The 12,390-nt window shown below is 45.1% G+C and carries 9 protein-coding genes; 6 read left to right on the top strand and 3 right to left on the bottom strand.

Annotated elements, in window-relative coordinates:
* The first annotated feature begins 14 nt into the window (after positions 1 to 14).
* Positions 15 to 803 carry a transporter substrate-binding domain-containing protein gene (locus tag MAR181_RS01455; RefSeq protein ID WP_013794837.1) on the top strand — a complete coding sequence of 263 codons (789 nt, stop codon included), beginning with the start codon at positions 15 to 17 and terminating at the stop codon, positions 801 to 803.
* 114 nt (positions 804 to 917) lie between these two features.
* Positions 918 to 1,727, top strand: coding sequence for an amino acid ABC transporter permease (locus tag MAR181_RS01450; RefSeq protein ID WP_013794836.1), 810 nt, complete (start codon positions 918 to 920; stop codon positions 1,725 to 1,727).
* A 111-nt stretch (positions 1,728 to 1,838) separates the two neighbouring features.
* Here MAR181_RS01450 and MAR181_RS01445 read toward each other — a convergent pair whose 3' ends face one another.
* Both MAR181_RS01445 and MAR181_RS01440 read right to left on the bottom strand, forming a co-directional pair.
* A complete protein-coding gene (locus MAR181_RS01445) occupies positions 1,839 to 2,474 on the bottom strand; it encodes an AbiV family abortive infection protein (protein ID WP_013794835.1) in 636 nt (211 codons plus the stop codon).
* A gap of 212 nt (positions 2,475 to 2,686) precedes the next feature.
* The gene (locus MAR181_RS01440) at positions 2,687 to 5,200 is read right to left on the bottom strand and encodes a CoA transferase (RefSeq protein ID WP_013794834.1); all 2,514 of its coding nucleotides are present in this window, start codon (positions 5,198 to 5,200) and stop codon (positions 2,687 to 2,689) included.
* 527 nt (positions 5,201 to 5,727) lie between these two features.
* Here MAR181_RS01440 and MAR181_RS01435 point away from each other — a divergent pair.
* The 4 genes from MAR181_RS01435 (at position 5,728) to MAR181_RS01420 (ending at position 11,255) form a co-directional block, all read left to right on the top strand.
* The gene (locus tag MAR181_RS01435) at positions 5,728 to 7,311 is read left to right on the top strand and encodes a BCCT family transporter (protein ID WP_013794832.1); all 1,584 of its coding nucleotides are present in this window, start codon (positions 5,728 to 5,730) and stop codon (positions 7,309 to 7,311) included.
* Between the two features lie 125 nt (positions 7,312 to 7,436).
* Positions 7,437 to 8,597, top strand: a complete 1,161-nt coding sequence (locus tag MAR181_RS01430; RefSeq protein WP_013794831.1) for an iron-containing alcohol dehydrogenase — start codon at positions 7,437 to 7,439, stop codon at positions 8,595 to 8,597.
* A gap of 60 nt (positions 8,598 to 8,657) precedes the next feature.
* Positions 8,658 to 10,154, top strand: coding sequence for a CoA-acylating methylmalonate-semialdehyde dehydrogenase (locus tag MAR181_RS01425; protein WP_013794830.1), 1,497 nt, complete (start codon positions 8,658 to 8,660; stop codon positions 10,152 to 10,154).
* A gap of 207 nt (positions 10,155 to 10,361) precedes the next feature.
* On the top strand, positions 10,362 to 11,255 hold the full coding sequence (locus MAR181_RS01420) for a LysR substrate-binding domain-containing protein (RefSeq protein ID WP_013794829.1): 894 nt from the start codon (positions 10,362 to 10,364) through the stop codon (positions 11,253 to 11,255).
* A 113-nt stretch (positions 11,256 to 11,368) separates the two neighbouring features.
* Here the strand turns inward: MAR181_RS01420 and MAR181_RS01415 are convergent, their stop codons facing one another.
* Complete coding sequence (locus MAR181_RS01415; protein WP_013794828.1) at positions 11,369 to 12,370, bottom strand: TIGR03842 family LLM class F420-dependent oxidoreductase; 1,002 nt, start codon at positions 12,368 to 12,370, stop codon at positions 11,369 to 11,371.
* Positions 12,371 to 12,390: the final 20 nt, after the last annotated feature.

Genomic DNA, 12,390 nt, shown 5'->3' with positions numbered 1-12,390 from the left:
ATAAGGTAATCATCATGCTTTTATTGCTGTCCCGTTTGGTTTTCGCGGCGAGCTTACTATTTGCCTGTACAAGCCAGGCTGCTGCCCTACCCGATCTTCAAGGTCGTACTATTCTAGCCGTTACCGAAAACGCCTATACACCACTGAATTTTGTCGATGCCAACACAGGTCAAGGTATAGGTTGGGAATACGATGCCATGAATGAAATCGGCAAACGCCTAAATGCTAACATTGAATGGCAGTTAAGTAGCTGGGACGCCATGATCCAAGCCGTAAGACAAGGCCAGTACGACATCGGCATGGATGGCATTACCATTAATGCCGAACGCTCTAAGCAAATTGATTTCTCAATTCCCTACATGACCTCGCAACAGTTCATGTTAGTACGAGCGGATGAGGACCGATTTACCGATGCCAAAAGCTTTGCTGCTAATGACGACCTACACTTTGGCGCACAAGCTGGCACAACGAACTTCTATGTGGCCGTGTATGACGTATTAGATGGCAACGAAGACAATCCCCGCATTACCTTATTAGAGACCTTTGGCGCTTCTGTACAAGCCTTAAAATCGGGCGATGTTGACAGTGTGTTAATGGATGCCACCTCGGCGCGTGGATACATAGGTGCCAACCCAGGGATGTTTAAAATTGTTGGTGGCCCACTTGGCACAGAAGATTTCGGTTTTATCTTTACACCTGAGTCTGATCTGGTAGCACCGGTAAATGCAGCGATCCGTAGTATGAAAGCGGATGGCACCTTAGAGGCGTTAAACAAGAAATGGTTTTTTGACTATAACCAGTAATCCATCATTCATGGTTTAGGTGCCAGTGATGACGCCACAACATGACTAACACATCACCGATAATCGGTTAAAAACGGTTATCGGTTTGCTTTCCTTATAACCTACAACTGAAATATGATGCCCCTTAAAAAGACCTTAGATCGCACCCCTTGGTGGCTTGTCACTACTCTTATCATAGGCTTAGTCTTGCTATGGAACATGGTGGCAAACCACAGTTATCAAAGAATCGCTGGCGCGTTAAGTAACGGATTATTGACCACCATTGGCGTGACCTTAGTCGCCTTTTTATTAGCCAGTGCAATGGGCTTAATCATTGCCCTAACCGGCTTCTCAAGATGGCGTATTTTGCGAGAGTTCGCTCGTTTTTATGTGGAAATTTTTCGTGGTATTCCCGTGTTGGTACTGCTTTTTTACATCGCCTTTGTCGGTGCTGGCGAAATGGTCCATCTTTATAATTGGCTATTACAATGGCCTATTGAAGCTGGCTGGATCGAAATGGCTAGAACTCGAGACTTCAACATGCTCTGGCGCGCTATTTTGGCCTTATCCATCAGTTACAGTGCTTTTATTGCTGAAGTGTTTCGTGCCGGTATTCAGGAGGTCAGCAAAGGCCAAATTGAAGCCGCGCAATCCCTTGGCTTATCCAGCTGGTTACGATTTCGCTTGATCATCTTGCCGCAAGCCATGCGAAAGATTTTACCGCCATTAGGTAATGACTTTGTCGCCATGATAAAAGATTCTGCACTGGTTTCTGTATTAGGTGTGCAAGACATTACCCAGCTCGCCAAAGTCTACAGTTCCTCGACCTTTCAGTTCTTCGAAACCTATAACGTCGTGGCCTTCATGTACCTCACCCTGACTCTCAGTTTATCCTTATTAATTAGAGCTTTTGAAGCCCATCTAAGACGCAATGACCATCACTGATCCATAGGAAAACAACCGTTAATCAGTCTGTTTAATCAATCGTAACGTCACAATGATGCCTTAACTGTTGTGTTACCTATTCCGGGAGACAACTGACTCACCTTATTTGCATCATTGTTCAGAATGCTTCACTAAAAAAGACACCACGCTTTTAATCAATGCCTTTTTATCCTCGAAGCTCATATTATTGACAGAGGGAACATCTGGCCTATTCTTTACTTTCCAACCTGATCGTTTTCTCATTTTGGCTTGGGCTGAAGCCTCTTCATCAATAGCGTGACACGCCAACTGTATATTACGTTTGGCCAGACGTTTACTAATTACTTTGCTGGGATCGCTCATTTTTCCATCCGTAGATATATCAACATAAAGAGAGTTAATTTTCATGTTGTGTGTTTTATAAGGTAACACGTCCGCGCTAACTGTCATTTTTCCAAAATCTTCTTTGTCATCTAACATGGCCGCTAAAATTGAATTTCCAACTATTTCTTGTTTTAGCTTCAATTGATGACTCTGCAATCTCTTCATGGTCAGTTTCCAATCCACTTCTATTCCAGAAGTGATTCTAAGACCAGTCGCATACAGGATTTTGCACATCACAATTTCTTCTCTGGCAATATGAGAAAGAGTGTAAGAACGAGCAAAGGCTTTATGCTCAAACAAAACCTCAGACTCTCTCAATAACGCTTTAGCATTTACAATGAGAGTCTGCATATATTCATCAATTTGATTAATATTGAATGGCATGAGCTCTCCAAAAATGTCACTTTCCAATCGCCGTACACACACAGTTACTCTTTTTCAATATTAGTATAATCCGCTGGATTTTCAGCCTTTGGCTATTTTTTCCCCTCCCAAAATAAGTAAAAGATTGGTGCTCATGTAGACAAACACAAAAAAAAAGCCAACTCATTGAGTTGGCTAAGTTTGGTAATCTCTATGTACTGACTTTCTATCCATTAGCTTGGTAAGAATTCATTACTCCACTTGGTGGCCACGATTCTTTTCGCTAACATCTTGTCAATGTCTTCGTCACTAAAGCCAAGATCGGCCAATACGATTTTGGTCGAGTGGCCAAATTTCTCTGTTGGTGTCGCCGCTTTAATAGTCGACTCCGCTGGACGAATCGCATATTGGTCAATTTGTGTGACGCAATGCCCGCTCGGATGATCAGCGTAAACCGAAAAAGCATAACTGCCTCGGTCAATGCCAACCGTTTGATCGGCTGGACGGCTGTTATTATCGCGTAAATACTCAATAGATAAAGGCTCAGCACAGGCCACATCGACTTGACGGAAAGCCTCTAACCAAAACTCAGTTTCTTGCGTGACAAAGGCATCGCTTAAGAAACACTCAATATTTTCACTCGCTTGAATGCCTTCAAGCTCTGCAATTTGATTGATTTTATCCAACTCCTCTGGCTTCGCATCCAAGAATAGCCAACCATTTTGAGTTTGATAAAAATGAGACAAGGCATGACTACCGAGAACTTCTCGACCAGATGGCTCGTCAAAAGACTCGCGGCCTTCATAATCAAAAGCAAATGGTAACTGGGCAATATTAGTCACCGCCGACAAAGAGGTTCTCACACGACTCACTTTGCCAGTTTTACGTTTCTGATATAACGCCAATGCCATGCCTAAACCGGCGGCAAAACCACAGTTCACATCAAGGGTACCTAGATGGGCATGTTCCTCTGGCGTTTCTGGGCGACCAAAACGACTCATGATGCCACTGTTCGCCTGAATAATGTCATCATAACCAATGTAATTGGTTTTGCGTCCTTTACGCGGCGCACCGAAGCAGTCAAGACGACAAAAAAGTACCTCTGGATTAATCGCACTCAGAGTCGCTTGATCTAATCCTAAAGGCACCATTTGACGCTCTGGGGCATTCATCACCACCATGTCGACACTTTTCACCAGCTGTTCAAATATTTCTCGTCCTTCCGGGGTCATAATATCCATCAGAACACTTTTCTTACCCACCCCAGCTTGGAAGGTAAAGAGAATGCCAATCAAAGGATCATATAGGGGTGTTACTGGGTCTAACTTGATGATATCTGCGCCGAAACGGGACAAAAATGCAGACGAATGTGGCCCTGCAATCACATTGGTCAAATCCAAAATACGAATACCACTTAGCCAACCGTCGCCACTGGCAGCTTGAATGTCTGTACCATGAGGACGTGATGATTGATCCATCTGTTCCGCCTCTTTCAAACGGCTTACCGCCTCATCAAAAGAAACGTCTTCACGCGCTTTCGGTGACAACATGGCATCGGCTTCGCCTTCAAACCAAACAATCGGCCCAGGCTGCTTCATGGTGCCAAACTCAGCATCGTCTACTTCCACAATTAAGCCAGATTCTTTGGTGTATTCGCAGTTTACCCACTCTTGAGTGGTACGATGAGGTGCCCCCGGAATTTGACCTTCACCAAAAATAACGCCCCATTCTTCGGAGGTTTTTTGCAAAAAGGCGCGTTTCATTTTGGCTGAAATAATATCCGCCCACTTTTTCGGCAATGGGTAAACACCAATCGAGGTTTCCCCTTCCCATTCACGAATCGGGGCGTGTAAATCTTTCACATCCGGTAAGCCTTCTGCGATCAATTCATCATAAATACCCAAAACTTGTAACGCTCTTTTGGCATGATTACGGTGAGAAGGGCAAACGCAATAAAACATACGCCCATCGGCACAAAGATAGGTACGGTAAAATGGGTCTAAATACTCTTGCAACTGCTCATAGTCCAAGTCCATTTCGATGTTATTCAACTTGCGATGTTCAATTTCCAATTCACGCATGGTTTTATAACGCTCAGGTAATTGATCAACCACATAGGAATTGTAGGAAAGACCTTCCATCAACGCCGCTGCAACGGGCACTTCAATGGTATCTCCACGACCCGTTTTTTCTCTTTCAAACAAAGCTAAAGCAATGGAACTGGCCGCTAAGGTAATGGCATAAGCCGAGCCTAAAGGCAGTGGCGAATAGCTCGGATTGACCCCCATTAACACTCGGTTAAAGCCCATATCGGTAAAGGCACCTGACGTGGCGGCCACGACCGCTTCGGTCGCTTTCCAATCACGACGAAGTTGGTCGTTACTGGCAAAGCCCGGCATGGAAAGTGTGATTAATTCCGGACGCTGTTGGCGTAACTCAGCAAAATCAATGCCCAAGTTTTTCATCACATCTGGGCGAAAACTTTCAATCACAATGTCGGCATTGGCAATAATTTCTAGCGCTTGTTCTAAACCAGATTGACTCTTGAGGTCCAACCGCAGAGACGCTTTATTCCGATTCAAAATTGCATTGGCAGGATGCTGCCAGCTGGGCCCAGTTGGTGGGTCTATATGTACCACCGTTGCCCCTAAATCGGCCAATACCATAGCAACAGCAGGACCGGCAATTTGCTGACCAAAATCGGCCACACGGACACCTGTTAAAGGTAATTGATTGTGTTTGTTCATATTCACTTCATCCTAGTTAACCTAGTGCCAAAACCGCTTATATAAAGGGTTTAAATAGACTGGCATTATTTATTTTTATACCGGTAAACCGGCTGCTTTTAGGTTTGTACGACGTGATTGGTAATAGTGAATTTACCCAGCGAATCGTCGAAAACAGAATCTTAGGAGTGAATTTGAGCGTGAACCAGCAAAATATAAATGGCCTCAGATATCATTTTTTTTATGCCTAAAAAATGGCAAAAATGACCCATAAAATTTATGGGGTCTTAGGTGAATTTTTTATTGCTTCTCAGTTTGGAAGAGATTCATAACAATGTTTTTCGCAACAAAACCATTAAGACAAACCGACGAGATTTGATCTTCGTTAGTGGCCGATGAATGTCTTAACAATACAATAAAAATAAAAGAGAGAATCGCAATATGAAACATACAGTGCACTCTTGTCTCGTCTACGCAAAACAGTCCATACTGGCTGAATTTACTTTGCAATTGTCAAAGCATAACAACGCGCAGACGGAGTCAACACTATGAATAACAAATCTTATGTCCTTCCAAAAACAGGTGTCTTTTCGGGTACTCACCCAATATTAGCCGTTGGTTCTGCTCTACTGGTGACCTTGTTTGTCTTGTTTACCGTCTTCGATCCAACCCTAGCAAACAGTCTTTACAGTTCAGCCAATAGCTATATCTCGACTAATCTAGATTGGTATTACATTGGTTTAATTAGTTTTTTCCTATTTTTCGCGGTCTGGATAAGCTTCAGTCCATACGGTGATGTTCGCCTTGGAAAAGATTCAGATCGCCCAGAATTCAGTAATTATGCTTGGTTCTCCATGCTGTTCAGTGCCGGTATTGGCATAGGCATCCTATTTTGGAGTATTGCTGAACCCATTTATCATTTGCAGAGCAACCCGCTAATCGCAGAATCCCAACAAAATACAGTTGAGGCAGCACAAGTGGCCATGCGTATCGCGATTTTCCATTGGGGACTTCACGGTTGGGGATTGTTCGCTGTGATTGGTTTGGCATTGGCTTACTTTTCTTACCGAAAAGGCCTACCACTTTCCATTCGATCTAGCTTACACCCAATCTTTGGAGACCGAATCTACGGACCAATCGGTCACGCCGCAGATTTGCTAGCGGTATTCGGTACTGTATTTGGTATTGCGACCTCTCTAGGTTTAGGCGCGCAGCAGATGAACGCGGGTCTGTCTTATTTGTTTGGTATCGAGATTTCGACGACCAATCAAATTGTCCTCATTGCCATCTTGTCGGTGATTGCAACAGGCTCGGTTTTAACTGGCCTAAATAAAGGTATCAAGATCTTAAGTGAGTGGAATATGCACTTAACCATCGTGATCCTTTTGCTGTTCATTGTCTTTGGACCAACGGTTTATGTATTAGGCGCGTTTATTACTAACTTGGGTGATTATGTTGCCAACGTCGTTGAGCTAGGTTTCTGGGTCGATCCAGATCCAAAAGGTCAATGGCAAGGTTGGTGGACGATTTTCTACTGGGGTTGGTGGATCGCTTGGGCACCTTTCTGCGGTATCTTCATCGCGCGTATCTCTAAAGGCCGTACCATTCGTGAATTCGTCTTCGGTGTGTTAATTGCACCAACGCTATTGGCCGCTTTCTGGATTTCTATTTTTGGTAACACAGCGATGTTTGTTGAGTTGTTTGGCGCAGGCGGCATCACTGAAGCCGTGAATGCCGACACCACCATGGCATTGTTCACGACCATTGAAAGCATGAACGCAGGGGATATTGTCACCATCATTATTTCCAGCCTGTGTACCTTGATGCTCGTGACTTACTTTGTTACCTCTGCGGACTCCGCCACTCTAGTTATTTGTACTATTGTGTCTTTTGGTGATGAACATCCACCAGCAAAATTCAGAGTCTTTTGGGGCGCGGCCATCGGTGCTGTTGCCGCAGTACTTCTCTATGCTGGTGGATTGAAAGCCTTGCAAACAGCGTCAATCGTCGCCGCTCTGCCTTTCTCTTTCATCGTCATTATGGCGGCTTACGGACTGGTTAAATCGCTAAAAGAAGAGATCCGAAACAGTCAGGATGAACAACTGAAACCCTCAACGGAAGGAAAGTCTTAATCGATAACTGACTATTTGACTAGACTATCAAATAGCCGCGATTTGCTTCTGCATTATGGCAAATCGCGGTCTGTAATCGATCAACGACGCAACCGTTTTTCACACTCATAACATTAGGAAACAGTATGTCTACTCAAATCATTCTTCCGCGCATGTTACAGGTCGGCAAAGACGCCAGTCATGCCACTCCTAATATTCTAGAGAGCCTTGGCTGTCGCCGTCCTTTGATCATCACAGATAAAATGATGGTGCAATTGGGCTATGCGGCAAAAATTCAAGCCGTTCTCGCTGACCAAAACATGTCGGCTGACATCTTTGACGACACAGTACCAGAACCCACTGTCGCGTCGATTCAATCTGGCGTTAACAAAGTAAGAGAAGGCGATTACGACAGCATTATTGCCTTGGGTGGCGGTAGCCCAATCGACAGTGCTAAAGCCATTAGCATACTGGGTAAATTTGGTGGCGAAATGCGCGATTATAAATTTCCTCGCGTTGTCACTGAAGCTGGTTTACCCATTATTGCCATCCCAACGACGGCGGGTACAGGCTCAGAAGTCACCAAGGTAACCATCATTACAGATGAAAACACAGACGAAAAAATGCTCTGCATGGGCGTCGGTTTTATGCCTGTGGCAGCCTTGGTTGATTACAACTTGACGCTATCCTTGCCACCACGTACCACGGCCGATACGGGGATTGATGCGCTGACCCATGCGATGGAAGCCTATGTCAGTAAAAAAGCCAGCTTATACAGTGATGCTCAAGCTTTGGAAGCCATGCGTTTAATCGCACCGAATCTTCGCCGTGTATATCATGATGGCACTGACGAAACCGCTCGTGAAGCCATGATGCTTGGTTCGACACTAGCTGGCATCGCATTCTCAAATGCTTCTGTGGCATTGGTGCATGGCATGAGTCGCCCCATTGGCGCTGCGTTCCACGTTCCACATGGTTTATCCAACGCCATGTTATTGCCTGCTGTCACTGAATATTCTATTCCTGCCGCCGTTCAACGCTACGCGGATTGTGCTCGAGCAATGGGCATTGCGTCACAACAAGACAGTAACGACAGTGCCAACGAAAAGCTGATCGCTGAGCTTAAAGCCCTAAACGAAGAGCTAAAAGTCCCCACACCGGAAGAATTTGGCATCGACAGAGCCCATTACATGGGATTACTAGACACCATGGCTGAACAAGCGATCGCTTCTGGCTCACCGGGCAACAACCCGAGAGTACCAAGTCCAGAAGAAGTCATTGAGCTTTATAAACAACTTTGGGATTAAATTCGATTTAAACATTGAGAGCCTTTACTACGGCTCAGATAATTTTTTGAGGAAACATAAATGAATACCATTGGACAACTGATTAATGGCGAAGTCATCGTCGAAGGCACTCGTCAACAAGACGTTTACAACCCATCTACTGGTGAGGTGAGCAAGCAAGTAGATCTTGCCTCTAAAAGTACAGTCGAAAGTGCCATTGCCGCTGCTCAAGCTGCTTTCCCAGCTTGGCGTAATACTCCAGCCATTAAACGTGCTCGCATCATGTTTAAGTTTAAAACCTTGCTGGAAGAACATGCCGATAAAATTTGCGCCATGATCGGCGAAGAACATGGCAAGATCAGTCATGATGCTGCAGGCGAACTGCAACGTGGTATTGAGAACGTAGAATACGCATGCGGTGCTCCTGAACTTCTAAAAGGTGAACACAGCAAAAATGTTGGTCCAAACATCGATTCTTGGAGCGAATTCCAGCCACTTGGTGTTGTCGCTGGTATCACGCCGTTCAACTTCCCAGCCATGGTGCCACTGTGGATGTTCCCAATGGCATTGGTTTGCGGTAACTGCTTCATCCTTAAGCCGTCTGAGCGTGATCCAAGCTCAACGCTTTTCATTGCTCAGTTGCTAAAAGAAGCTGGGCTACCAGACGGTGTCATGAATGTAATTAACGGCGACAAAGAAGCCGTTGATACTCTACTGCATGATGACCATATCAAGGCCGTGAGCTTTGTTGGGTCAACTCCCATTGCCGAATACATCTATACCACTGCCAATGCCAATGGCAAACGTTGCCAAGCACTAGGTGGTGCGAAAAACCACGCCATCGTGATGCCTGATGCGGATATGGACAATGCCGTTAACCAGCTCGTCGGCGCGGCGTTTGGTTCTTCTGGCGAACGCTGTATGGCTCTGTCTGTGGCCGTTGCCGTAGGCGATGCTGCGGGGGATGCTCTTGTATCAAAAATGCAGGAAGCCATGAAGAATCTAAACGTTGGTGCCTACTCTGATGCCACAAACGATTTTGGCCCTGTCATCACCAAGGCTCATCAAGAGAAAGTTATCGGCTATATTAATAGTGCAGAACAGCAAGGTTCCAAGATTGTCGTTGATGGTCGACAAACGACGGTTGCCGGTTATGAGAACGGCTTCTTTGTTGGCGCGACGCTAATTGATAATGTGAGCTCTGACATGGTCAGCTACAAAGAAGAAATCTTTGGTCCAGTACTACAAGTAGTACGAGTTGGCACCATGCAAGAAGCGATGGATCTAATCGATGCACACGAATACGGTAATGGTACCTGTATCTTTACCCGTGATGGTGAAGCGGCTCGTTATTTCTCTGACAACATTCAGGTCGGTATGGTTGGCATTAACGTTCCATTGCCTGTGCCTGTGGCGTATCACAGCTTCGGTGGCTGGAAACGTTCATTGTTTGGCGACCTGCATGCCTATGGTCCAGATGCAGTACGTTTTTACACTAAGCGTAAAACAGTGACACAACGCTGGCCTTCTGCTGGTGTTCGCGAAGGTGTTGAATTTTCAATGCCAACCATGAAGTAAAAAAATCAATGCTAGGGACAGCAAAAGTGTTATCTTCTCATCGCCATAGCTCTGATGACTAAGAGCTATGGCGTTGTTTTATAAAAATAAATATGAAAACAGCAATATAAAAGTCTATTAAGTTCTATTTCAGCTTAGGGTTACTGAAATAGGAAGTTTTGGCATCAATTAATAGCTAACATTGAAATATATGTTGAGATTACTAACATGAAAAAAAGACTGCCTCCTCTAAATTGGTTACGTTCATTCGAAGCGTCTGCTCGCCACCTAAACTTCACTCAAGCGGCCAATGAACTCAACCTCACCCAAGCGGCCATTAGCCAGCAAGTCAAAAGTCTTGAATCGCAACTGGGTACGACCCTCTTTAAACGACTGCCACGAGGTCTCGCCCTGACTGATGCAGGCTTAGCCTACATGCCCGCCATTCATGACTCCATTGTCAGACTGGCCGCGGTCACAGATGAATTGTTTGGCCAAGGCCGAAGTCGACAAGTGACCATCCGTGTCACCTTGGTGTTTTTTACCACTTGGTTGGCTCCAAAATTGCCACTTTTTTACGAACAATACCCAGATATTCAAATACGCTTTACCAGTAATATTTGGAAAGAGGAAAAAGAGAAAGACACAGATTTAGATATCCGTTACGGTCGAGGCATATGGTCCGATGTGAAAGCCGAGAGACTGACCTGGGATGAGCTCTTTCCTGTCTGCAGTCCTGATCTTGTTAAAGACCACGCGCTTCCACTCGAAAAAGACCTACTATCAGAGCACAGATTGTTGCACGTATTAGGTTATGAAGAAGGTTGGGGCTATTGGCTCAACCAAACCAGTACCGACTTCCATGACAAAGGCCAAGGCATACAATTCGACACGCTAATCTCGGCTCTCGAAATGGCGAAGCTTGGACTAGGCTTTGCACTCGGTCGCACCTCATTGGTTTCTAGCATGTTAGAAGAAGGCAGTTTAATCGCTCCCTTTGAAGATAAGCTGGAAACGTCTGAAGCGTTTTTCTTAACCCATCCAGTACAACAATACCTTCACCCTAATGCTGAAATTTTCAAGCAATGGATTTTGACGAACTTGCAGGATCAACCCGCCTAACAAACCGTTAAGTTGAAAGGTAGGAAACAGCTCTGCCCTTATCTAAAAAACGGGGAAGTAGCAAAAAATAGCCAACGCTGAGTTGGCTATTTTTCATCATCCAACCCCTTTCATTAGCTGAATTTTGGAATGATTTCTGCACCATACTTGGCAATGATTCCTTCTTCGTCACCACTATCCAGATAAATATTAAACTGGGTGGTTCCTGCTGCTTCCAGCGCTTTGATCTTAGTGATGTGGTCTTCCACCGTTCCCAACACACAGAAACTTTTAATAATGTCTTCTGTGATGAAATCCAAAAATGGGTTATCACTTTGACCGTGTTTCGAGTAATCATAACCTTTACGGTTTTCAATGTAGTCCGTTAAACTCTTCGGTACTAAGCCTGAATCACTGCCATACTTCTCTACGATGTCAGCCACATGGTTACCCACCATGGCAGGAAACCATTTGGTGTGTTCAATGCAGTAGTCCATGTCACCAAAGTAAGCTGGTGCCGCTGCTTGAACTTTGAAATTGGACATATCACGGCCTGCTTCGTTACCGGCGGCAATGGCTTGATCTTTGAACCATTTCACCAAATCTGGGTCACCGATTTGCAAGATCAAACCATCCCCTACTTGTCCTGCTGTGGCCAAGGCTTTTGGCCCATAAGCCCCAATCCAAACAGGCAGTTCATAGCCTGTCGCCCAAGGCAATTTAACCGGCTCAGGACATTCACCATATTCCACCTCTTCCCCTCGTACCATGGCTTTTACTTTAGTAGTAAATTCAGACAAACGAGCCAACGTGGCAGGTTTTTTCCCCATCACCCGCATCGATGAATCCCCACGCCCCAAACCGATATCAAAACGACCATTACTTTGATGCGCTAAACTGGCGTATAAACTCGCAGATAAGGACCAATCACGAATGTTAGGGTTGGTCACACAAGGGCCAAACCGCATGTTTTTGGTGTGTTCCATACACATGGCCATGGCGACAAACGATTCGCGCCATAAAATGTGAGAATCGTAAAACCAACAGTAAGTAAAACCCGCTTCTTCAGCCTGACGCACCAAGCTGCGTGCACGGTCTGGGCTGACAAAGCCTTTAAAGGTAATGCCGAATTCCATAGTAAGTTCCTCTTGTGATC

The organism is Marinomonas posidonica IVIA-Po-181 (assembly GCF_000214215.1).
In the GTDB taxonomy this organism is placed as follows: domain Bacteria; phylum Pseudomonadota; class Gammaproteobacteria; order Pseudomonadales; family Marinomonadaceae; genus Marinomonas; species Marinomonas posidonica.
Note: the sequence above shows the minus strand (reverse complement) of the source record. Positions and strands in the feature narration are given on the sequence as shown.